The organism is Halorubrum ruber, assembly GCF_018228765.1.
Classification (GTDB): Archaea; Halobacteriota; Halobacteria; order Halobacteriales; family Haloferacaceae; genus Halorubrum; species Halorubrum ruber.
On sequence record NZ_CP073695.1, the window covers coordinates 1659138 to 1681131 of the forward strand.

At 69.7% G+C, this 21994-nt stretch carries 18 protein-coding genes, 1 tRNA gene and 1 pseudogene; 14 read left to right on the forward strand and 6 right to left on the reverse strand.

Translation table 11 applies throughout. From position 1 onward, the window contains the following. Positions 1-77 precede the first annotated feature (77 nt). Entirely contained in the window at positions 78-1388 is a 1311-nt protein-coding gene (locus J7656_RS08280; protein ID WP_017343343.1) for a tRNA (N(6)-L-threonylcarbamoyladenosine(37)-C(2))-methylthiotransferase, read from the forward strand. Positions 1389-1441: 53 nt separating this feature from the next. On the opposite strand, the gene J7656_RS08285 is transcribed toward J7656_RS08280, so the two are convergent. The 4 genes from J7656_RS08285 to J7656_RS08300 form a co-directional block, all read right to left on the reverse strand. Next, positions 1442-3577, reverse strand: a complete 2136-nt coding sequence (locus J7656_RS08285) for an AMP-dependent synthetase/ligase (RefSeq protein ID WP_211553025.1) — start codon at positions 3575-3577, stop codon at positions 1442-1444. A gap of 141 nt (positions 3578-3718) precedes the next feature. Further along, positions 3719-4705 (reverse strand): DUF7260 family protein, encoded by a 987-nt coding sequence (locus J7656_RS08290; RefSeq protein ID WP_026046227.1) that lies wholly within the window; start codon positions 4703-4705, stop codon positions 3719-3721. Between the two features lie 145 nt (positions 4706-4850). Next, positions 4851-5693 carry an eIF2B alpha/beta/delta subunit family protein gene (locus J7656_RS08295; RefSeq protein WP_017343340.1) on the reverse strand — a complete coding sequence of 281 codons (843 nt, stop codon included), beginning with the start codon at positions 5691-5693 and terminating at the stop codon, positions 4851-4853. A 96-nt stretch (positions 5694-5789) separates the two neighbouring features. Then, positions 5790-6512, reverse strand: coding sequence for a DUF726 domain-containing protein (locus tag J7656_RS08300; RefSeq protein WP_017343339.1), 723 nt, complete (start codon positions 6510-6512; stop codon positions 5790-5792). A 261-nt stretch (positions 6513-6773) separates the two neighbouring features. Between J7656_RS08300 and J7656_RS08305 the strand changes: the two genes are divergently transcribed. The 6 genes from J7656_RS08305 (at position 6774) to J7656_RS08330 (ending at position 11451) form a co-directional block, all read left to right on the forward strand. Then, the gene (locus J7656_RS08305) at positions 6774-7271 is read left to right on the forward strand and encodes a DUF7969 family protein (RefSeq protein WP_017343338.1); all 498 of its coding nucleotides are present in this window, start codon (positions 6774-6776) and stop codon (positions 7269-7271) included. Positions 7272-7351: 80 nt separating this feature from the next. Continuing rightward, positions 7352-7564, forward strand: a complete 213-nt coding sequence (locus J7656_RS08310) for a hypothetical protein (protein ID WP_017343337.1) — start codon at positions 7352-7354, stop codon at positions 7562-7564. A gap of 746 nt (positions 7565-8310) precedes the next feature. Then, on the forward strand, positions 8311-9249 hold the full coding sequence (gene mch, locus J7656_RS08315) for a methenyltetrahydromethanopterin cyclohydrolase (protein WP_017343336.1): 939 nt from the start codon (positions 8311-8313) through the stop codon (positions 9247-9249). 27 nt (positions 9250-9276) lie between these two features. Next, positions 9277-9804: a double winged helix-containing putative transcriptional regulator gene (locus J7656_RS08320; RefSeq protein WP_017343335.1), complete on the forward strand. Its 528-nt coding sequence runs from the start codon at positions 9277-9279 to the stop codon at positions 9802-9804. A gap of 77 nt (positions 9805-9881) precedes the next feature. After that, positions 9882-11075, forward strand: a complete 1194-nt coding sequence (locus J7656_RS08325; RefSeq protein WP_017343334.1) for a potassium channel family protein — start codon at positions 9882-9884, stop codon at positions 11073-11075. Beyond that, positions 11059-11451, forward strand: a complete 393-nt coding sequence (locus J7656_RS08330; protein ID WP_017343333.1) for a nuclear transport factor 2 family protein — start codon at positions 11059-11061, stop codon at positions 11449-11451. Before J7656_RS08325 ends, J7656_RS08330 begins: the two co-directional genes overlap by 17 nt. 13 nt (positions 11452-11464) lie before the next feature. Here J7656_RS08330 and J7656_RS08335 read toward each other — a convergent pair whose 3' ends face one another. After that, the gene (locus tag J7656_RS08335; RefSeq protein WP_017343332.1) at positions 11465-12676 is read right to left on the reverse strand and encodes an iron-containing alcohol dehydrogenase family protein; all 1212 of its coding nucleotides are present in this window, start codon (positions 12674-12676) and stop codon (positions 11465-11467) included. A 166-nt stretch (positions 12677-12842) separates the two neighbouring features. Here J7656_RS08335 and gyrB point away from each other — a divergent pair, with 166 nt between their 5' ends. From gyrB to J7656_RS08355, 4 genes and pseudogenes are all read left to right on the forward strand, one after another. After that, positions 12843-14759: a DNA topoisomerase (ATP-hydrolyzing) subunit B gene (gene gyrB / locus J7656_RS08340; RefSeq protein WP_017343331.1), complete on the forward strand. Its 1917-nt coding sequence runs from the start codon at positions 12843-12845 to the stop codon at positions 14757-14759. Next, positions 14756-17244 (forward strand): annotated as a pseudogene (gene gyrA / locus J7656_RS08345) (DNA gyrase subunit A). Before gyrB ends, gyrA begins: the two are co-directional and overlap by 4 nt. A gap of 91 nt (positions 17245-17335) precedes the next feature. Next, positions 17336-17716: a hypothetical protein gene (locus J7656_RS08350; protein ID WP_017343329.1), complete on the forward strand. Its 381-nt coding sequence runs from the start codon at positions 17336-17338 to the stop codon at positions 17714-17716. Positions 17717-17764: 48 nt separating this feature from the next. After that, positions 17765-19795: an AMP-binding protein gene (locus J7656_RS08355; RefSeq protein ID WP_211553027.1), complete on the forward strand. Its 2031-nt coding sequence runs from the start codon at positions 17765-17767 to the stop codon at positions 19793-19795. Between the two features lie 34 nt (positions 19796-19829). On the opposite strand, the gene J7656_RS08360 is transcribed toward J7656_RS08355, so the two are convergent. Then, entirely contained in the window at positions 19830-20300 is a 471-nt protein-coding gene (locus J7656_RS08360; protein WP_026046226.1) for a redoxin domain-containing protein, read from the reverse strand. Positions 20301-20450: 150 nt separating this feature from the next. On the opposite strand from J7656_RS08360, the gene J7656_RS08365 reads away from it, so the two are divergent. The 3 genes from J7656_RS08365 to J7656_RS08375 all read left to right on the forward strand — a co-directional run bounded on the left by J7656_RS08365 (position 20451) and on the right by J7656_RS08375 (position 21843). Beyond that, positions 20451-21368, forward strand: a complete 918-nt coding sequence (locus J7656_RS08365; protein WP_211553028.1) for a hypothetical protein — start codon at positions 20451-20453, stop codon at positions 21366-21368. A 73-nt stretch (positions 21369-21441) separates the two neighbouring features. Beyond that, a complete protein-coding gene (locus J7656_RS08370; protein ID WP_004595696.1) occupies positions 21442-21717 on the forward strand; it encodes a Sec-independent protein translocase subunit TatA/TatB in 276 nt (91 codons plus the stop codon). Positions 21718-21770: 53 nt separating this feature from the next. Beyond that, a tRNA-Arg gene (locus tag J7656_RS08375) sits at positions 21771-21843 on the forward strand. Positions 21844-21994: the final 151 nt, after the last annotated feature.

Genomic DNA, 21994 nt, shown 5'->3' on the forward strand with positions numbered 1-21994 from the left:
AACTGACGCCCCGCCGACGAACCGACGCCCCGATCCGTCGCGCTTTTGCCCCCGGGACCGATAGCGTACTCACTCCGATGGCGACGTACCACATCGAAACCTACGGCTGCAGCTCGAACCGGGGAGAGAGCCGGGAGATCGAGCGCGCCCTCCGCGACGGGGGGCACCGCCCGGCCGACGGCCCCGAAGACGCGGACGTCGCCATCCTCAACACCTGTACCGTCGTCGAGAAGACCGAGCGGAACATGCTCCGCCGCGCCGAGGAGCTGTCGGATATGACGGCGGAGCTCGTCGTCACCGGCTGTATGGCACTCGCGCAGGGCGAGATGTTCGCCGAGGCCGACGTCGACGCCGAGATCCTCCACTGGGACGAGGTCCCCTCCTACGTCCTCAACGGCGAGTGTCCCACAGTCACGTCGGACGCCGAGCCGGTCCTCGACGGCGTCGTCGGGATCCTCCCCATCGCGCGCGGCTGTATGAGCAACTGCTCGTACTGTATCACCAAGTTCGCCACCGGCCGCGTCGACTCCCCGTCCGTCGAGGAGAACGTCGAGAAGGCCCGGGCCTTGGTCCACGCCGGCGCGAAGGAGATCCGCGTCACCGGCCAGGACACGGGCGTCTACGGCTGGGATAACGGCGAGCGCAAGCTGCCCGAGCTGCTCGACCGCATCTGCGACATCGACGGCGAGTTCCGGGTCCGCTTAGGGATGGCGAACCCCGGCGGGATCCACGGCATTCACGAGGAGCTGGCCGAGGTGTTCGCGGCGAACGAGGAGCTGTACGACTTCATCCACGCCCCGGTCCAGTCCGGCTCCGACGACGTGCTCGCCGACATGCGACGCCAGCACCGCGTCGAGAAGTTCCGCGAGGTCGTCGCGACGTTCGACGACCGGCTCGACCACTGGACGCTCTCGACCGACTTCATCGTCGGCTTCCCCACCGAGGACGACGCCGACCACGAGCTGTCGATGGACCTGCTCGCCGAGGTGCGCCCGGAGAAGATCAACGTCACCCGCTTCTCGAAGCGCCCCGGCACCGACGCCGCCGACATGAAGGGGCTCGGCGGGACCGTCAAGAAGGAGCGCTCGAAGGCGATGTCCGAGCTGAAGATGGAGGTCGTCGGCGAGGCGTACGAGTCGATGGTCGGCGAGACCCACGACGTGCTCGTCGTCGAGGAGGGGACCGGCGACTCCGTGAAGTGCCGCGACGGCGCCTACCGACAGATCATCGTCCAGAACGCGACCGACCGCGGCGTCGAGGTCGGCGACTTCCTCACGGTCGAGGTGACCGGGCACAACACGGTGTACGCGTTCGGCGAGCCGGCCGACGAGACGCCGTCCGACGCCGCCGGCGTCGACGACGCCGGTCGCGTTCCGGGCGACGACTGACCGGTCGGGTCAGGCGACGGCCGACCGGTCACGTTGAACTTCGACCGGTCAGGTCACTCCTCGTAGATCATCTCGACCTCGTCGGCGAATCGGTCCAAGATGTTCCGCCGCTTCTTCTTCATCGTCGGCGTGAGCAGGTCGTTGTCCTCGGTGAACTCCTCCTCGACGAGTCGGAACTGCTTGATCTTCTCGTACGACTCGAACTCCTCGTTCACGCGGTCGACCTCCTCCTGAATCCGCTCGCGAACGCGGTCGTCGCGGCAGACCTCGGCGCGCTCTTCGGGCAGGTCGATCCCCTCGGCGTCGGCCCACGCCGCGACCTTCTCGAAGTTCGGGACGATGATCGCGGAGACGAACTTCCGCCCGTCGCCGAGGACGACGCACTGCTCGACGAACTCGTTGGCGGCGAAGCGGTCCTCGATCGGCCCGGGCGCGACGTTCTTCCCGGTCGAGAGCACGAGCAGCTGCTTGGCGCGCTCGCGGAAGGCGATGTACCCGTCCGGCCGGAGCTGGACGATGTCGCCGGTGCGGAACCACGGCTGCGCGGCGGCCGCCGCCGCGTCGGCTTCTCGGGCAGTCTCGCCGTCGCCGCCGTCGTCGAGGCCGTCCCCACCGACGCCGACACGCTCGTCGGGCGGGGTCCCGGCGGTGACGACGTCGTCGGGGAGGTCGTCCGCGTCGACGAACGCCTCCGCGGTCGCGTCCGGGCGGTTCCAGTAGCCGTCTGTCACCTGCGGGCCGCGGACGAGCAGCTCGCCCACGTCGCCGTCCAGGTCCGCGACCTCCTGCCCGACGACGGAGCCGTCGATCGCGATCTCGGTGTTCACGACCGGCGGGCCGATCGTCCCGACCTTCGGCGCCTCCGGCGGGTTGACGCTGATGACGGGGGAGGTCTCCGTGAGGCCGTATCCCTCTAAGATCGGGAGGTCCATCGCGTGGTACAGCGCGCACAGCTCGGCCGACAGCGACCCGCCGCCCGAGATGAAGAAGTCGACCTCGCCGCCGATCGCGTCCCGGACCGACGAGAAGACGAGCCGGTCGGCGACCGCGCGCTTGGCGTCGAGCAGGGCGCCGGGGTCGTCAGCCTCGTGGTGGGCGCGGCCGACGTCGACCGCCCACTCGAAGATGCGCTCCTTCACCGGCGACTCGCTCGCCTGCTCGCGGATCGCGTCGTACAGCTTCTCGTAGACGCGCGGGACGCTGGTCGTCGTCGTCGTCGGGCGCACGAGCCCGAAGTCCTCCCGGAGCGTATCGGGGCTCTCCGCGTACGCGACGGTCGCGCCCGCGGCGAACATCATGTAGTGACCCGCCATCCGCTCGAAGACGTGCGCGAGCGGGAGGAAGGAGAGGGTGGTCGTCTCCGCGGAGATGCCCGGCACGTCCGGGTCGCGGTCGGGGCGGTCCGCGAACCGGCGGTAACACTGCGAGACGTTGTCCCGGAAGTTGGCGTGTGTGAGCCGGACGCCCTTCGGCTTCCCGGTGGTGCCGGAGGTGTAGATGAGGCTGGCGAGGTCGCCGACGTCGGCCGCGTCGATCCACCCCTCGTAGGTCGCCTCGTCGAACGCGGCGGCGCCGCGCTCGTGGACCTCGCCGAGGGTGTACACGTCGTCGAGGGCGCCGTCGTCGAGCGCGTCGGCGTCGACACCGACGTCCGCGGCCGACATCTCGTCGGCGTCCACGTCGTCGACGGTGACGATCGCGTCGAGATCGTGTTCGAGGTCGCCGCGCACCGCGAGCACGTCCTCGAGCATCTCGCGGCCCTCGGCGACGACGACGGTCGCCTCGGGGTCCTCCAGCAGGTAGCGCAACTGCCTCGGCGACGACGAGGCGTAGACAGTCGTCACGACGGCGCCCGCGGCCAGCGCCGCGAAGTCGGTCTGGGCCCACTCCATGCGCGTCTGCGAGTACATCGCCACTCGCGTGTCGTCGTCGACGCCGAGTTCGCGGAAGCCCGCGGCGAGGTTCCGGACGATCCCGCGCATCTCGGTATACGTCAGGTCGGCGTACTCGCCCGCGGGCGCCTCCGGAACGACCCCGGCGGCGACGAGCGACCGGTCGTGGATTCCCCCCTTGTACCGCTGCGCGATCCGGTCCGCGTGTCGCTCCGCGGTGCGTTCGAACATCTCGGGGAGCGCCTCCCGGGCGACCGCGTCGTCCGTGAACGCTCGTTCCGCCGCTTGCCAACTCATACACGCTCAGTCCCGCCCTACCTTCATAAACAATCCGGTAGTTTTGAGTTTCTCTCCGCTCGGCGCGGCCGTTGGGCAGTCAGTAGGCGCCCAGCGGACGGTCAGTAGGCGCCCAGCGGACGAACCGCGACTACCAGGCGGTCAGCGGCCGCCGGCGATCCGCGTGCCGACACGGTCTCTGTCCGCGCGGATCCCGTCGGCGACCTCCGCGATCTGCGCGAGGACCGGGTAGCGCGGCCCGTCGGTGCAGCCGTAGAGGTAGTCGTAGAACGGGCGCTCGTGGTCGCCGTCGAGCGCCGTTTCGGGGGTCAGCGGCGGGTCGTCGAGCGAGCGCTGCCGATCGGCGGCGAGGTCGTCGCACTCCTCTTCGAGTTCCGCTAACCGGTTCCAGACGTCGATCGCCGCGTCGGCCTCCCGGCCGGAACGGATCCCCTCCAAGTGACCGATCAGCCGGCGGCGGCGGCGGTCGATCGACGACAGCGTCGTCTCTCGGTCGCCCAGCTCGCCGATCTCTTCGTCTATCGCGTCGGCGAGTTGATCGCGCGCCTCGGCTGCGCGGCAACTCCGGTCGACGAGCGCCGACCGGGCGCCGCTCGACAGCCCGCCGTCGGACGCCAGCGCGGTCGCGGTGTCCGGGCCGAGCTCCGCGGCCAGGCTCTCCGCGGCCGACTCGTCGTACTCGGCCCGGTAGTGGGGCAGCGACAACACGGTGTCGTGGTACGCGGCCATCACCCGCCTCAGCGTCGCGTTGTCGCTCGCTGGCCCGTTTCCGGGGGATCGGCCGCCGCCGGGGCCGTCGAGTCCGCGGAGCGCGCCGGCGGGCACGCCCGAGGGCGTCGCGTCCGTCGCGACGGAGACGGTGTCGATCCCCGCGACCCGATCGGCGAACGACTCGAACGCGTCCCGCTCGTCGAGGACGCGGCGGCGCTCGCGGCGGCAGGCCGCCTCGGCGTCGCGGACGTACGCGAACGCCAACAGCGCGAGTACGCCGGCGAGCGCGACCGCCGTGATCACTCCCGGCTCGGTCGCGACCGCCCACAGCTCGCACCAGCCGCTCGCGCAGTTCGCACCCGTCACCCCCTGATCTGGAATCTGAAAAACCGCCGTCGAACCCGGATGAACGCTCATTGTACCCGTTAACACGGTACACGCACAAAGCGTTTTGGGCTACACGGAGCCGTTCGGCCGGCTACGCGGCGTTCGGGCGGGTGCGACGGCGCTCGAGAAGTACGACGATAATCGGTGCGGCACGCGCGACTTGCCCGTGCGCCGCTCAGTTCCAGACGCCGTCGTCGGTGATCACGGTGTCGATCATCCCGATCGGCGTGGCGTCGTAGCTGGGGTTCTCGATCTCGACGTCCTCGACCGGCTCGCGCATCACCTCGACGGCGTCGCGGAACTCGTTCTCGAAGCGGAACTCCTCGATTGTCTTCGCGCCCGAGCCGACCGCCGTGACGGGGACACCGAGTTCGCGGGCGGTGACCACCAGCGGGAAGGTGCCGATCCGGTTGTAGTAGGTCCCGCCGGTGATGCAGGTGATCCCGAGCAGGACGCGGTCGCAGTCGCGGAGCGCGTACCCCATCGCGCTGTCGACGACCATCCGCGTCTCGACGCGGGACATCCCAGCGAGGACGCGCGCGGTCTTGCGGCCCAGCGTCCGCGGGCGCGCCTCGGTGACGTAGACGGTGAGGTGCGCGCCGTCGCGCGCGGCGTTCTCGATCGCCTCCAACACCGTCGTCGAGTAGTCGTGGACGAGCAGCGTGTCGCCGTCCTCGATGCGCTCGGCGGCGTTGGCGGCCGCCTCACCCTTCGCCGTCTCGATGTCCTCGGTGACGCGGGCGATCACGTCCTCCAACAGCTGCTTCGCGCCCTCGACGCTCGTCGCCTCGCCGACGATGGAGCGTTCCACGTCGCGCATCGCGTTGTGGAGCGCGGCGTGGGAGGGGTTCGACCGGCGCAACACGCCCGCGTTGTGTTCGAGGTCGCGCTCGAACTCGTCGACGGTCACGTACTCGCGGTCAAGCAGGTCCGCGAGCGACCGCGTCGCCTTTACGGCCACCGCCGACGTGCTGTGGGTCCGCATCGCCCGGATCTCGGCGACGGTCTCGTCGATCATGCCCGAACGGTCGACCGCGCCGGTAAAAGGGGTTCCGGGGGCGAGCCGGCGGTGGGACGCTCCGAGGCGCTCGGAGCGATTCGCCGCGCCGGCGGGCTACTCGAATCCGAGTCGGCCGACCGCGCGCGGCAGGCACCCCTCCTCCGGCTCGACGTACGAGTAGTGGTCCGCGACCAGGTCGGTGACGTCGACGTCCGCGTAGTTCTCGGGGGCGATCGCGGAGTCCGGGAGCCCGCCGTGCCCGACCGCGCGCGTCCGGTCCGACGCGCGGTACACCCAGCCGAGGACGCGGTCGTTCCGGCTGTGGAAGTTGTAGACCGGCGCGTCGAGCGCCGCGATCGCGGGCCCGTATCGGCCGTCGACGGCCGCGCTGTCGTGCGGGACCGCCCCGCCGAACAGCGAGACCGAGGCGAGGGCGTCGGGCCGCTCTCGGGCCGCGAGTTCGCGGAGCGTCGCCCCCGTCACCCGGGCGCCCAGCGAGTGGGCGAACAGGTGGACCGGGCGCCCATCTTCGTCCGCCCACGCCGTCAGCCAGTCGGCGAGCGGGACGGCGTTGGCGTCGGCGGTCTCCTTCGCTGGCCCCCAGTCGACGTTCGACGCCCACGAGTAGCCGATCACGGGGCGGTCGCTGGCCTCTCCGCCGGTTTCAATCGCCGCGTCGAGGCCGAGCCGAGCGGTGTACGCGAGGTCGCGGGCCGACTCGGCGTCCGCGCCCAGACCGTGGACGAACAGGACCACGGAGTCGGCCCCGTCGAACGCCCACGACCCCGACCGCTCCGTCGAATCGTCGGTGTCGAGGCGGTCGCGCGTCGACACCATCGGCTGCGTTTCGGGTGCCTCGTACCCGCCGGCATCACCGTCGAGTTCGTTCGCGACGTAGAGGCCGCCGCCGCCGAGGAGGCCGACCCCGGCCGCGACGCCGTAGAGGAGCCGTCGTCGGGTGACGAGTCCGGAGGTGTCGTCCGATGCGTCCGAGCCGTCAGCGGGGGTATCGGATGAGATGTCGGATTGTCGGCCCGAGCGATCAAATACCTGACGCGACGGCGACGGCTGTTTATAAATGGCTCTCGTATGTCCGGTATGAGCTACCCGGTCACGTACTACTGTCCGCACTGCGGGACGCTCGTCGCGCTCGAACGCGAGGGGTACCTCGCGGACAAGTCGGTGACGCCGTATCCGCTGGAAGGGTGGACCTACGTCGCGCCGACCGAGCCGTTCGACGCGGAAGAGGGCGGTGGGGGTGCGGACAGCGGCGAGGACGGCGACGAGGTCGACGCAGACGGCGTCCGGTTCGTCTGCGGCGAGAGCGACGGCGTCGACTGGGACCCGCACGACGGGGTTCGGGGGACCGACGTCGGCGGCGACGAACCGTACCGGGAACCCGACAGCGAGGGCGTCGGCTGCGGCGAGCCGTTCTACCTCTCGTTCGTCCGCTACGAGGAGGGCCGCGAGATCGATCCGCGAGCGGAGTCGGAACCCGTTGAGATCAACCCTGACCCGCGGCCGAGCGGTCCCCGCGGTCCGCCCGGCCCCGGCGAGGCAGGCGGGCCGGACGACTCCGACGGCGGCTTCTGGTGAGCGGTCGGGTCGACCCCCGTTCGGACGGCAGCATCCGTTACGCCGGAAAATACTTCAGTTGAAGGCCGGAATCGCCGCGTATGCCCGGCAGCCGATCGAACTCCCCGCTCGGGAGGGCCGTCGGCGTGGCCGTCGCCCTCCTCGCGGTCGCCCTCCTCGCGTTGGACCGGTGGACCGATCTGTCCGTCCCATACGGCTACGACTCCGGCAGCACCGCGCTGTTTCTCGTCGGCGCGGCGGCTGCCGTCCTCGCCGTTGCGCTCGGCGGCTACCGGTACTTCATCAGCGAGTGACGGTCGTCGGGACTGTCGGCGCGGTTCGGCAGTCCGGCGTCGGCTTCGGTGACTTCGCATTTATAAACAGTTGCCGCTGAGCTGAGAGCGACGCTCTTCGCATCGCGAGGTTATTTATAAATGAGCGGCCGCGGACCACCGGTATCCCGCCGAAGTTTCAGTCGCCTGTTTATAAACCGACGCTCGCAGATCGACAGAGATCACCGCCAAGGCCCTACTCGCCCGTTTATAAATAATCGCAGTGAATCGGCGGCGAACACCGGCAAAGCCCCAGCCGCTCGCTTATAAATTTCCGTCAACGGATCGGCGACGAACTCCTCCAAAGCCCCAGCCGCTCGCTTATAAATTTCCGTCAACGGATCGGCGACGAACTCCTCCAAAGCCCCAGCCGCGAGGACTCGCGCGGCTCGCTGCGCGCTTCGGTCGCTCACTCCGTTCGCTCCCTCCAGTGCTTGCGTCGCCGTGCTTCGTCCTCGCGACTGCCCCTTTGAGCCCCGCCCCGCACAGCGACCGCACCTCACACCTCCCCAGCCTCGTCAGTCGCCTCCGCTTCGCTCCGGCGACTGACTCCCTCGCGCGGTGCCGTTCGCGGCCGCCGTGGGCGGCCGCTCACGGGCACGCGCCAACAGCACCGCTGGCTTATAAATGACCGATCGCTAGGTGCGTTCGTTTTTAAATTAGCACGTCGTCACGGCCCGCGAGTCGAACAGCCAAACCCCTTAAACGGGGAGCGAGTACCGTTTCGTATGGAAAGCATCAATCGGACCGCGATCGAGCTGGTCGACGAGGCGCTCGACTTCGCCGGCGAGCTGGACGTCGTCGGCTACGAGCTGGACAACGGCGCCACCGTCGTCGACTTCGGAATCGACGCGGCCGGCGGCGTCGAGGCGGGACTGCTGCTCGCGGAGATCCAGACCGCCGGGCTCGCGAACCTCCAGACCCGGATGGGCGAGCTCGCGGGCGCGCCGCGCCAGTACGTCGAGCTGTCGACGGACCACCCCGCCGTGGCGCTGCTCTGCTCGCAGAAGGCCGGCTGGGAGCTCACGACCGAGGGCGGCTTCGAGGGGCTCGGCTCCGGGCCGGCCCGCGCCCTCGTCGGCCGCGAGACCGAGTTCGAGCGCGTCGGCTACTACGACTCCTCGGAGTTCGCCACGCTCGCGATCGAGTCGACGACGCTCCCCGACGAGGAGGTCGCCGAGCAGGTCGCCGACATGGCAGAGGTCGACGCCGACGGCGTGTTCCTCCCGACGTTCGCCACCGGCTCGACCGCCGGCTCCGTCACCACCGCCGCGCGCGCCGCCGAGCTCGCCGTCTTCCGCCTGCTGGAGGTCGGCTACGAGCCCACGGACGTGCTCCACGCCTCCGGCTCGGCGCCGCTCGCGCCCCCGACCCGGGACGAGACCGAGGCGATGGGTCGCACCAACGACGCCTTGGCGTACGGCGGGCAGGTCCACCTCCAGGTGGCGCGCGACGACGACCGCTTCGACCAGATCGTCTCGACCGCCAGCGAGGAGTACGGAACCCCCTTTGTCGACGTGTTCGAGGACGCCGACTGGGACTTCTACGACGTGCCGGAGAGCGTGTTCGCCCCCGCGCAGGTCACCGTCGACGTCGTCGACGGCCCCGTCTACACCGTCGGCGAGACCGACGAGGAGCTGCTCGCGGAGTCGTTCGGCTACCGCTGACCGCCGCGTAACCCTTCTCACGCTCCCGTGCGACTCAAACCCGTCCCCGAACCCCCGGCCGATCTCGACGCGCTCAGCGAGTACCAGCGCGCCGTCCCGCTCGTCCCCGGCGACACGGACGACTGCTGCGCCCGACTCCGGCGGCGCCGCGACCTCCCCGACCGGCAGACCGCGAACGACTGGCTCGCGTTCCTGCGCGCGCTCGGCCTCGCCGAAGAGACCTCGCGCGGGTTCGTCCGCGCCGACGCCGAACCGACCCCCGAGCGCGTCCGGGAAGGGCTCCGCGACGGCGTCCTCCTCGTCCCGGAGGCGCTCGCGGCGCTGCGGGAGGCCTCGCCCGACGATCCGCTGACTGCCGCCGACCTCTTCGCGGCCACCCGCGACCGGGTCCCGCGTCACGACCGCGCCCGGAACCCCGACTGGGAGGCCGCGTGGCGCGACCGCGCGGCGCGGCTGCTCGGCTGGCTCGCGCTCGTCGACCTCGCGGCTCCGGTCGACGGCGATCCGAGACCGCCCGAGGAGGGGCCGGGATACGTCGCCGGCGACGCGCTCTGACCCGGCCGTCACCCTCGCCGCGACCGTCTCACCGCCCCCGCAACAAGCCTTTTACTCGGTGCCGGTGAGGGAGTCGCATGGGACGCTTCGACGAGCGCACGGTCCGCTACGAGCCGACGAGCGTCAAGGACCTGCTCGTCGAGATGAAAGACACCGCGGAGCTGCTTATCGACCTGTCGTACTCGGCGGTCCTCCACGGGAGCCCGACGGTCGCGCACGAGGTCGTCGAACTGGAACACCGGATGGACGTGCTCCAGCTTCGCGCCCGGATGAGCCTGATGCTCGCGGCGCGGAATCCGAACGAGGCGGAGACGCTCGCCCCCGTCCTCGGCGTCGTCGGCGCCGCGGAGAAGATCGCGGACGCGGCCGGCGACATCGCCCAGATCGTCACCGAGGAGATCGGGCTCCCCGACGCGATGCGCGGCGCGCTGTCGGCGGGCGTCGAGACGCTCGTTCGCGGGACCGTGGCCGCCGACTCCGCGTACGCCGGACGGACGCTGAAGGCGATCGACCTCGAATCGGTGACCGGCGTCCGCGTGATCGCCGTCCGGCGCGACGAGGACTGGATCCTCAACCCCGGGCCGACAACTCGGCTGGAGGCCGGCGACGTGACGCTGCTGCGCGGCCCCGAGGGGGGCATCGCCGACGTCTACCCCGAGCTGAGCGGCGAGCCGTTCGAGCCCGACCCGCCCGCGGAGCCCGCGATCGACGACCTCGAACGCGCGGTCGACTCGATCGTGTTGATGAAGAACCTCTCGGAGCTCGCCGTCGACCTCGCGTACGGCTCCGTCCTCTTCGACAACGAGGAACTGGCCGAGGAGGTGAGCAACTTAGAGATCGAGGTCGACGCCCTACAGTCGCGGTTCGAGGCGTGGACGCTCCGGGCCGCGGCCGAGGCGGACGACCCGGTGTCGCTGCGCGGGCTCATCCACCTCGGCGTCGCGACCGAGGAGATCTCCGACGCCGCGCTCGCGATCACCGAGGGCGTCCGCCGCGACCTCGACGTTCACCCGGTCGTGGAGATGGCGGTCCAGGAGTCCGACGAGATCATCACCCGGACCGAGGTCGCCGCGGGGAGCGACCTCGACGGGACCGCGGTTGTCGACGGCGTGCCCGCGACCGACATCTCGACGAGCGTCCTCGCGATCCGGCGCGCGGACGACGAGTGGCTGGTCGGGCCCGACATCGACACCACGCTGCGCGGCGGCGACGTGATCATCTCGAAGGGAACCCGGACCTCGGCCGAGGAGTTCGATGCCCTCGCGGCGTGAGGGCGGGGAGGGGGAAGCGGCGCCGGCCGCGGACCCGGACCCCGCCGCGCTCGCTCGGGCCTACTACGACGCGCTCGACGCCGGCGAGTACGACCGGCTGGCGTCGCTGCTCGCTCCCGACTTCGTCCAGCGGCGCCCCGATCGAACCTTCGAGGGACGCGACCGCTTCGTGGCGTTCATGCGCGACGAGCGGCCGAACACGGACACGACCCACGCGGTCGAGCGCGTGTACCCCGCCGGCCCCGGCGTGGCCGTCCGCGGTCGACTGCTGGACAACGACGGGGAGGAGCTGTTCGCGTTCGTCGACGTGTTCTCCGTCGACGACGGGCGGTTGACCGCGCTGGAGACGTACGCGGCAGAGTCGTCTGCCGACTGAAGCGCCGCCGCGCCTACCACGCGGCGCGCAGCACGCCTAAGATTCCTTCCGCGGTCGCGTCGAGGTCGGCCGGCGCGCGCTCCATCGGAGGGTCCTCGGCGACGAACTCGGCGATCGCCGGCAGGTCGTCCTCGTCGGTCTCGGGGAGGTCTCGGAGGCGGCTCGGAACGTCGAGCGCGTCGCGGACCTCGGCGACCGCCTCGACGACGTCCTCCGCGATCGCGTCGTCGTCGCGGCCGTCGGTCCGGACGCCGAGGCCGGCCGCGAGCGCCCGGCGGCTCGCGTCGACCTCGTCGAAGAGGTACGCCAGCGCGTGGGGCGCCACGACCGCGTGGATCGCGCCCTGCTGGACGTCGTAGCGGCGCGCGAACCCGTGGCCGAACGCGTGGATCACGCTGATCTTCCGGTCGAGCTGGACGAGCAGCGCCCCGACGACCGCTCGGTCGGTCGCCTCCTCGCCGCCGGGCCGGTCGCCGGCCACGCGCGGGAGGGCGTCCGAGAGGAGGCGGAGCCCGTGGACCGCGGCCGCGTCGCTCACGGGCGAGGCGTCGCGGGCGTACGGCGTCTCGATCCCCTTGTCGAAGCCGTTCATCGCGGACCCGGCCAGCACCGACTGCGGGGTCGTCTCGAACAGCGCCGGGTCGGCGACGTCTGCGATCGGCCACGCGTCGCTCCCGCTGACGTTCACCGGCTGGCCGGTCGGCGACTCGTCGGCCGCGAAGACCTCCAAGGACCCGCCGGTCGAGACGTCCGCGCCCGCGAACGTCGTCGGCACGACGACGGACGGGAATGTGGGATCGCTCGCCGGCGCGAGGTCGCCGAGTGCGTCCGGCCCGGCCTCCGCGTCGGCGCGGATCTCGCCGAGGTCGCGGCCGTCGGCGGCGAGCAGCGTCGCCTGTCTGGCGATATCGAGGCTGGCGCCGCCGCCGACCGCGACGAGGACGTCCGCGCCGACCTCGGCCCGCGCGTCGAGCAGGTCGTAGGCGGTCTCTACTCGCTTGTCGGGAGTCGTCCCGTCGAAGACGCCGGCGAGCCGGTCGCCGAGCCCCTCTCGGACCGGGTCCATCAGCGCGTCGTTCGCGCCGGTGTTCGAGCCGCAGACGACGAGCGCGTCGTCGAGGCCCCGCTCGCCGAGCCAGTCGCCGAGGTCGTCGATTCGGCCCCGTCCGTACCGGATCTCGCAGCCCCGGTGAACGTGTTCGAAGGAGTCCGCGATCGGTAGCATCGGCGATCGGTACGCGAGGGCGCGGCTTGTAGCTGTGGGAAAAATCCGCATACGCGAGGCCGGACTGCGCGCTGCCTGGCCGAGGCCGTCCGCCCGCCTCGACTCACACGCCCGCGCGCGTGCGCCGGCTTTATAACCCGACGGCGATTAGCGACGGTAAGTTCCTATGTCAGAGCAGAGCGAATACGGAGCCGGCCAGATTCAGGTCCTCGAGGGCCTACAGGCCGTCCGTAAGCGACCGGCGATGTACATCGGGTCCACGGACGGTCGAGGGCTCCACCATCTCGTCTACGAGGTCGTCGACAACTCCATTGACGAGGCGCTCGCGGGATACTGCGAGGAGATCGAGGTGCGGATCCACGACGACGGCTCCGTCTCCGTCAGCGACGACGGGCGGGGAATTCCGGTCGACACCCACGAGGAGTACGACCGGCCCGCACTGGAGGTCATCCTGACGGTCCTCCACGCCGGCGGGAAGTTCGACTCCAAGTCGTACCAGGTCTCCGGCGGGCTCCACGGCGTCGGCGTCAGCGTCGTGAACGCGCTCTCCGAGCGCTTGGAGGTCGAGGTAAAACGCGACGGCGGCGTCTTCCGCCATCGATTCGCCCGCGGTGAGCCCGCGGAGGACGGCTTCGAGCGCGTCCGCGACATGGAATCGGGCGAGTCGACGGGCACGGAGATCCGATTCTGGCCCGACGAGGAGATCTTCGAGACCACGGAGTTCCAGACGTCGACGCTCGCCAACCGGCTGCGCGAGCTCGCGTTCCTCAACTCCGGCGTCGAGATCCGCCTCGTCGACGACCGCGACGACACCGAGGAGACGTTCAAGTACGACGGCGGCATCCGCGAGTTCGTCGCGTACCTCAACGAGACGCGCTCGCCGATCCACGAGGAGGTCATCTACTTCGAGGACGAGACCGACGGCGTCCACGTCGAGGTCGCGATGCAGGCGACCGAGGAGCTCCAGGGCTCCGTCCACGCGTTCGCCAACAACATCAACACCCGCGAGGGCGGCACCCACCTCACCGGTTTCAAGACCGCCCTCACGCGCACCGTCAACGACTACGCCAACGAGCACGGGCTCGTCGACGACCTCGACGCGAACCTCAAGGGCGAGGACGTCCGCGAGGGGCTCACGGCGGTCGTCTCGGTGAAACACCCCGACCCGCAGTTCGAGGGCCAGACGAAGACGAAGCTCGGCAACAGCGAGGTCCGCGGCGTCGTCGAGTCCGCGACCCACGAGAAGCTCGGCACCTTCTTCGAGGAGAACCCCGACACCGCAGAGAAGGTCGTCCACAAGGCCGCCGAGGCCGCCAGGGCGCGGAAGGCCGCCAAGAAGGCGGAGGAGCTCACCCGCCGGAAGTCGGCGCTGGAGTCGACGGCACTCCCCGGTAAGCTGGCGGACTGTCAAACGCGCGACCCCACCGAGGCGGAGCTGTTCGTCGTCGAGGGCGACTCCGCGGGCGGCTCGGCCAAGCAGGGCCGGAACCGCGAGAACCAGGCGATACTCCCGCTGAAGGGGAAGATCCTCAACGTCGAGAAACACCGCCTCGACCGCATCCTCGAGAACGACGAGATCCGCGCGCTGATCACCGCGATCGGCGCGGGGATCGGAGAAGAATTCGACATCGAAGATGTCAGATATAATAAAATAATTCTCATGACCGATGCAGATGTCGACGGAGCCCATATCAGAACCCTCCTCTTGACCCTCCTCTACCGCCACATGAAGCCGCTGCTCGAAGCGGGCTACGTGTACGCGGCCCAGCCGCCCCTCTACCGCGTCCGGTACCGCGGGAACACGTACGACGCGATGACCGAGGAGGAGCGCGACCGCATCGTCGAGGAGGAGTGCGACGGCAACCCCACACAGGTCCAGCGGTTCAAGGGGCTCGGCGAGATGAACCCGGACCAGCTGTGGGACACCACGATGGACCCGGAGAACCGCCGGCTCAAGCGGATCACCATCGACGACGCGGCCGCGGCGGACCGGATGTTCAACGTGCTGATGGGTGACGCGGTCGAGCCGAGGAAGCAGTTCATCAAGGAGCACGCGACCGAGGCGGAGTGGGTGGACATATGAGCTCGGAGACCCCTGACGCCGACCCCGGCGACGTACGCGCGGCGCAGGTGACGAACGCGCGCATCGAAGACGAGATGGAGCAGTCGTACATCGACTACGCGATGTCCGTCATCGCGGGGCGGGCGCTCCCCGACGTGCGCGACGGGCTCAAGCCCGTCCACCGCCGCATCCTCTTCGCGATGAACGAGGCGGGCGTGACGAGCAACTCCGCGCACCGCAAGTCCTCCTCCGTCGTCGGCGAGACGATGGGCGACTACCACCCGCACGGCGACAGCGCCATCTACGACACGCTCGCGCGGATGGCCCAGGACTTCTCGATGCGCTACCCGCTCGTCGACGGGCAGGGGAACTTCGGTTCGGTCGACGGCGACCCGCCGGCCGCGATGCGGTACACGGAGGCGCGGATGTCGCCCATCGCCGAGGAGCTCATGGCGGACATCGAGCGCGACACCGTCGACTTCCAGGCGAACTACGACGACCGCCTCGAGGAGCCCGAGGTGCTGCCCGCGGCGTTCCCGAACCTGCTCGTCAACGGCTCGTCGGGCATCGCCGTCGGGATGTCGACGAACATCCCCCGCACAACCTCGGCGAGGTGATCGACGCCACCGTCGAGCTAATCCAGACCCCCGACGCGAGCGTCGAGGACCTGATGGAACACGTCAAGGGGCCGGACTTCCCGACCGGCGCGAACATCGTCGGGCGGAACGCGGTCCACAAGGCGTACAAGACGGGTCGCGGGCGGATCCGCGTCCGCGCGGAGTTCGAGGTCCTCGAGGAGGAGGGACGGATCGTCATCAGCGAGCTCCCCTTCCAGCAGAACAAGTCGCGGCTCGTCGAGCGCATCGCGGAGGACGTCAACGAGGGCGCCATCGAGGGGATCCGCGACCTCCGCGACGAGTCCGACCGCGACGGGATCCGGATCGTTGTCGAGCTCAAGCGCGACGCGATGGCCGAGGTCGTCAAGAACCAGCTGTTGGAGAGCCACCTCGAACGCACCTTCGGCGTCATCAACCTCGCCTTGGTCGACGGCTCGCCGCAGGTGCTGGACCTCAAGCAGACCTTAGAGCACTACGTCGAACACCGCCGCGAGGTCGTGCGCCGGCGCTCTGAGCACGAGCTCGCGGAGCGCGAGGACCGCGCGCACATCCTCGAAGGCCGCCTGAAGGCGCTCGACAACGTCGACAGCGTCGTCGAGACGATCCAAGACTCCGACGACCGCGACGCCGCGAAGGCCGCGCTGGAGTCGGCGTTCGACTTCACCGAGGCGCAGGCGGCCCACATCGTCCGGATGCAGCTCGGCTCGCTCACCTCGATGGAGACTGCCGAGATCGAGGAGGAGTACGAGGAAGTGAAAGCGCGGATCGAGCGGCTGGAGACGATCCTCTCGGACCCCGACGAGCTCGACCAGGTGATCGTCGACGAGCTCCGGGAGATCAAAGCCGAGTACGACGACGAGCGCCGCACGAGCTTCATCGAGGACGCGGGCGACGTGACCCACGAGGACCTCATCCCCGAAGAGGAGTGCGTCGTCGTGATGAGCGAGGACGACTACATCAAGCGGATGCCGCTCGACGAGTTCCGCGCGCAGAACCGCGGCGGCAAGGGGATCATCGGCACCGGACTCAAGGAGGGCGACCGCGTCTCCTCCGTGTTCGCGGCCAGCTCCCACGACTACCTGCTGGTGTTCACGAACCGCGGGCAGATCTACGAGCTGAAGACCTACGAGATCCCGGAGATGTCCCGCACGGCCCGCGGGAAGTCCGCGGTCAACCTCCTCGACCTCGACGACGGCGAGGAGATCGAGTCGGTGGTCAACACCGAGGACCTCGACGACGACGAGTTCCTCACGATGGTCACCCGCGACGGCTACATCAAGCGGACCGCCGTCGACGAGTTCGGCAACATCCGGTCGACGGGGATCCGCGCGATCCGACTGGAGGACGGCGACGAACTCGTCGACGTCGAGGTGACCGACGGCGAGCGCGACATCGTCATCGGCAGCCGGAACGGGATGGCGATCCGCTTCGACGAGTCGGACGCCCGCGCGATGGGCCGCACGGCCCGCGGCGTGATCGGCATCGACCTCCGCGAGGGCGACGCCGTCGCCGGCGTCGCCGCGATCGACGAGGAGTACCACAACTGGGTGCTCACCGTCACCGAGAACGGATACGGGAAGCGCTCCGACCTCGACGAGTACCGCCCGCAGTCGCGCAACGGGAAGGGGCTCGTCGACATCAAGACCGGCGACCGCAACGGCGAGGTCGTCGCTATCGAGGCCGTCACCTACGGCGACCACCTCGTCGCGATGAGCGGGGCCGGGCAGATCATGCGGACCCGCGTCGAGGAGATCTCGACGGTGAGCCGCAACACGAAGGGCGTCATCGTGATGAATCTCGACCCCGACGACGAGGTCGCCTCCGTCGACATCGTCCCCGAGTCGGTCCACGCCGCGGCGGACGAGGAAGAGACGGACGACGACGAGTAGCCGCCTCCCGCGAGCCGACCCGTTTTCGCGTTCCCCGCCGACCGCGAGCCGCGTGTCCGGGCTTGAAGTCCCGCCGCGACGAGCGATCGCCATGGAACGCCGCAGACTCCTCGCCGCGGGGACTGGCGCGCTCGCGGTCGCGGCCGCCGGCTGTCTCGGCTCCGACCCCGACCCGAGTCGACTCGACCTGACAGTCCGCAACGACGGCGACGGCCCGGTCGACGTGGAGGTGACCGTCGCGGGCGACGACGGGACCACCTACGCCGAGGAGTCCGACCGCGTCGACGCCGGCGTCGCTCGGGCGTTCGAGGTCGCCGTAGGGGCGACGGGCCGACACGAGGTAACGGTGACCGGCGCCGACTGGGAGGGGCGGCTCGCGTGGGACGCCGGGACCTGTGCGCTGTACGACGGGGAGGTGTCGGTCGACTCCGAGACCGTCGCGGTCGCGGGCGAGTGCGCCGACCTACGATAGATCCTTCAGGAAAGTTACTTACTGTCGCCGCGAAAATCACCGCACGAGATGGACGAGTACGAGGGGATAGACGAGGTCGTACACGAGCCGAGCGAGGCGTTCGCCGAGTCGACGAACGTCGCCTCGTTCATGCGCGAGTACGGGATCGACGACTACGAGGCGCTCATCGAGCGGACCACCTCCGAGGTCGAGGGCGAGCCCGCGTCCGGCGTCGACTGGTTCTGGGACGAGATCGTCGACTACCTCGACATCGACTTCTACACCGACTACGACGCGGTTCGCGACGACTCCGATGGTCCGCAGTTCTCCGACTGGTACCCCGGCGGCGAGATCAACGTCGCGCACAACGTCGTCGACCGCCACGCCGCGGTCGACTCGCCGAACCGGAACCGCGTCGCGCTGATCTGGGAGGGCGAGCCCGGCGACGTCCGCGAGATCACCTTCCACGAGCTCCGCCGGCAGAGCGACAGGGTCGCGAACTACCTGACGGAGGCCGGGATCGAGACCGGCGACACCGTCGGCCTCTACATGCCGATGGTGCCCGAGGTCGTCTCCATCCTCTACGGCTGCCTGAAGGTCGGCGCGATCGCCGTGCCGATATTCTCCGGCTTCGGCCGCGAGGCGACCGCGACGCGGATCGAAGACGCGGAGCCCTCGGTACTTTTCACCGGCGACGGGTTCTACCGGCGGGGCAGTGAGGTCCGACTGAAGGGGACCGCGGACGAGGCGATCGCGGACGCGGGGCAGGTCGAGGAGGTCGTCGTGTACGACCGGCTCGGGGCGACGCCCGCGGGTGACGCCGCCGACTCCGGAGCCACCGCTGACCCCGTCCCGTGGAACGACGACCGCGACCGGACGTGGGAGGAGGCGGTCGGCTCGCAGCCGTCCGCGTACGAGACGAAGCACCTCCCGAGCGACCAGGAGTCCATGCTGCTGTACTCCTCGGGGACCACCGGCGAGCCCAAGGGGATCGTCCACACCCACGCCGGCGTCCTCACGCAGTGCGCCAAGGAGATCCACTTCGGCTTCGACCAGAAGCCCGCCGACCGGTTCTTCTGGGTCTCTGACATCGGCTGGATGATGGGGCCGTGGACGCTGATCGGCAACCACGCGTTCGGCGGGACCGTGGTGATGTACGAGGGCGCGCCCGACCATCCCGAGCCGGACCGCTTCTGGGAGCTGATCGACCGACACGGGATCACGCAGTTCGGCATCTCGCCGACCGCGATCCGGGCGCTCCGCAAGCACGGGGATCAGTGGGTGGAGGGCCACGACCTCTCCTCGCTCCGAATCTTGGGTTCCACCGGCGAGCCGTGGGACCCCGAGTCGTGGCGGTGGTTCTACGACGCGGTCGGCAGCGGGGAGTGCCCCATCGTCAACATCTCCGGGGGCACGGAGATCTGCGGCTGCTTCCTGATGCCGATGCCGAACCAGCCGCTCAAGCCCTGTACGCTCGGCGGGCCGGGCCTCGGGATGGACATCGACATCGTCGACGAGACCGGCGAGTCCGTCAGGGAGTCGGGCCAGCGCGGCTACCTCGTCGCGCGCGACTCGTGTCCGTCGATGACGAAGTCGCTGTGGTCGGGCGACGAGCGCTACCTCGACGAGTACTGGTCGACGTGGCCCGACCTGTGGGACCACGGCGACTTCGCGCAGAAGGATTCGGACGGCTTCTGGTTCCTCCACGGCCGCGCCGACGACGCGCTCAACGTCGCGGGCCGGAAGGTCGGCCCGGCCGAGATCGAGGGCGTCCTCATCGACCACGACGCCGTCAATCAGGCGGCCGCGGTCGGCGTCCCCGACGAAACCACCGGCACTGCGGTCGTCGCGTACGTCGTCCTCGAACCGGGCGTCGACCCGAGCGACGACCTCCGCGACGAGCTACGGGCGCTGGTGGGCGACGAGCACGGCAAGCCGTTCCGGCCGCGAGAGCTGCTGTTCGTCGACGCGTTCCCCAAGACGCAGTCGGGGAAGATCATCCGGCGCGCGATCGAGTCGGTGTATAACGATGAGGACCCCGGCGACCTCTCCTCGATGGAGAACCCGGAGGCGCTGGAGGCGCTGCGCGACCCCGCCTGAACCACTTCGGGGTCGCGTCCGCTACCTTCACCCTTCAGGCGGTCGCGTCCGCCACCGCCTCGTCGAGCGCTTCGTAGTCCGGCTCCTGTCCGGCGTTGTCCGCGAGCCAGCGGTACGTCACGGTCCCGTCCGCGTCGATCACGAAGACGGCGCGCTGCGCGACCGTCTCGACGCCGTAGCCCTCGAACGCCTCGATCACGTCGTACGCCTCGATCGCGCGGTGGTCCGGGTCGGCGACCAAGGCGAACGGGAGGTCGTACTGCGCGCGGTACGCGCCGAGCGCGTGCGGGAGGTCGGTGCTCACGCCGAACAGGGTGCAGTCGTCGCGGTCGAACCCGTCGCGGAGCGCCTCCATCTCGTCGGTACAGGTGTTCGAGAAGGCGGCGGGGAAGAAGGCGAGGACGACCGGCTCGTCGCCGAGGTGGTCCGAGAGGCGGAAGGGTTCGATGTCGCCGTCCACGAGCGATCCGGTGAAGTCGGGGGCGTCATCGCCGACGTCTGTCATATCAGACATCTCGTCGGCCGCGGGTATCACGGTTTCGACGGCGGAACTCCGCAGGACGCTCATTCCTCGAACCGTATCGCGGGGGAGGGGAGCCGGCCCAGTCGGCGGTCCGGGGAGAGAACCAAGTGCCCCGAAGACGAAGGGCCAATGATGTCCCGCCCTCCACGCCGCCTCTCCCGTCGACGGACAGTACTGCTCACGGCGACCGCGTCACTAACTGCGCTGTCGGGCTGTTCCACGAACGACCAAGCGGACGGCGCTCGCGCGGAGACGGTGCTTCAACTCGACGAAGCCTCGCCGGTCGGCGTCTCCAACGAGTTCAGCACGCCGGTCGACGCCGTCGGCCACGCGGGACGGGCGGCCGTCCGGACCGCGATCGACGGCGGGGAAGGGACCGTCGACGGGTACTACGGCCCCGGCGTCTCGGCGCCGTACGTCGTCACCGACGACGCCGAGTACTACTGCGTCGAGACCGAAACGGTCGATTCCGTCGCGGCACCGGGCTACGCGTACACGGTCGAGGTCGATTCCGTCGACTCGTTCCTTCTCGGTCCCCCGTCGAGCGTCCCGTTCGCCGACCTCCCGGAGCACGACCGGGACGTCGTTCGGGACGCCCTCGGCGACGCGTCGCTGATCCACGCGCCGCACTACCCGCCGTTCGGAGTCACGTTCGCGTACGCGTCCGCCGAGCGGCGGGAGCGCTCGCGGTTCGTCCCCGAAAACGACGGCCAACGGGTCGAGTGGGACGGCGAACTGCTCCGGTTCGCGTTCGAGGGGGAACGGTCGGTCAATGTCGCGACGGTCGCCGTCCGCGCCGACCGCGTCGCCTCGTCGCAGCGCGAGTTCCGTCGGGCCGTCGGCGAGGAGCGCGGCCGGTCGATCGACGATCCGACCGCGGACCAGCGAGCGGTCCTCGACGAGGCCGTCGATTCTGAGTACGCCGAGTCCCCGCCACACTCGGAGGCGTTCGCGACGGTCCTCGACGCGCTCTCGGCTGACGGGGAGGTCGTCCCGCTCGTCCGCTACGACGGCAGCTGGTACTTCACGCATTTTTCCCGGGCGGACTGACTCGGGCGGCCCGCGCGTCGAATCGGACGAGGCAAAAAGACTATAATCGACACAGGGCTACTGCGAGACAGAGATGGTAAGTGCGACACCACTAATCGGCGGCATTCCGGCGGGGCCGGAGCTCCTCATCATCCTGCTCGTGTTGGTCCTGCTGTTCGGGGCGAACAAGATCCCGAAGCTCGCTCGGTCGACCGGGCAGGCGATGGGAGAGTTCAAGAAGGGCCGCGAACAGGTCGAAGAGGAGCTGAAAGACATGCAAGACGGCGAAAAGGCGGACTCGACGCTCGACGACGAGGACGACGACCTCGACGAGCTCGAGACCGAGACCGACAAGGAAACCAGCACGTAAGCCGGCCCCCTCCGCCGACCGATCCCCGCAGTTCCGTTTTCTCCATCCGTTCTGGGCGCGTGGCCTAGCGGACAGGGCGAGAGGTTCCTAACCTCTCGATCGCGGGTTCGAATCCCGTCGCGCCCGTTCCTTCGCTTCGCTCAGTCACGGGCGCGACTGGCTCCACGCTCGCTCGCTCCGCTCGCTCGCGTGGATCCCGCCGCGCCCTTTTAACACATTTAAGTGACGTTTGATGGAGCTATTCGGTTATTTAAATGACACTAGCCGGGCTCGGCGT

Bases quoted from the DNA above. Each gene is read 5' to 3' on its own strand.
- J7656_RS08305 (WP_017343338.1), top strand. From the start codon at position 6,774: ATGAGCTACCCGGTCACGTACTACTGTCCGCACTGCGGGACGCTCGTC.
- J7656_RS08330 (WP_017343333.1), top strand. From the start codon at position 11,059: ATGCCCTCGCGGCGTGAGGGCGGGGAGGGGGAAGCGGCGCCGGCCGCG.
- J7656_RS08280 (WP_017343343.1), top strand. From the start codon at position 78: ATGGCGACGTACCACATCGAAACCTACGGCTGCAGCTCGAACCGGGGA.
- J7656_RS08335 (WP_017343332.1), bottom strand. From the start codon at position 12,676: ATGCTACCGATCGCGGACTCCTTCGAACACGTTCACCGGGGCTGCGAG.
- J7656_RS08325 (WP_017343334.1), top strand. From the start codon at position 9,882: ATGGGACGCTTCGACGAGCGCACGGTCCGCTACGAGCCGACGAGCGTC.
- J7656_RS08360 (WP_026046226.1), bottom strand. From the start codon at position 20,300: ATGACAGACGTCGGCGATGACGCCCCCGACTTCACCGGATCGCTCGTG.
- J7656_RS08350 (WP_017343329.1), top strand. From the start codon at position 17,336: ATGGAACGCCGCAGACTCCTCGCCGCGGGGACTGGCGCGCTCGCGGTC.
- J7656_RS08370 (WP_004595696.1), top strand. From the start codon at position 21,442: ATGGTAAGTGCGACACCACTAATCGGCGGCATTCCGGCGGGGCCGGAG.
- J7656_RS08300 (WP_017343339.1), bottom strand. From the start codon at position 6,512: ATGGTGTCGACGCGCGACCGCCTCGACACCGACGATTCGACGGAGCGG.
- J7656_RS08365 (WP_211553028.1), top strand. From the start codon at position 20,451: ATGTCCCGCCCTCCACGCCGCCTCTCCCGTCGACGGACAGTACTGCTC.
- mch (WP_017343336.1), top strand. From the start codon at position 8,311: ATGGAAAGCATCAATCGGACCGCGATCGAGCTGGTCGACGAGGCGCTC.
- J7656_RS08295 (WP_017343340.1), bottom strand. From the start codon at position 5,693: ATGATCGACGAGACCGTCGCCGAGATCCGGGCGATGCGGACCCACAGC.
- J7656_RS08290 (WP_026046227.1), bottom strand. From the start codon at position 4,705: ATGAGCGTTCATCCGGGTTCGACGGCGGTTTTTCAGATTCCAGATCAG.
- gyrB (WP_017343331.1), top strand. From the start codon at position 12,843: ATGTCAGAGCAGAGCGAATACGGAGCCGGCCAGATTCAGGTCCTCGAG.
- J7656_RS08310 (WP_017343337.1), top strand. From the start codon at position 7,352: ATGCCCGGCAGCCGATCGAACTCCCCGCTCGGGAGGGCCGTCGGCGTG.
- J7656_RS08285 (WP_211553025.1), bottom strand. From the start codon at position 3,577: ATGAGTTGGCAAGCGGCGGAACGAGCGTTCACGGACGACGCGGTCGCC.
- J7656_RS08355 (WP_211553027.1), top strand. From the start codon at position 17,765: ATGGACGAGTACGAGGGGATAGACGAGGTCGTACACGAGCCGAGCGAG.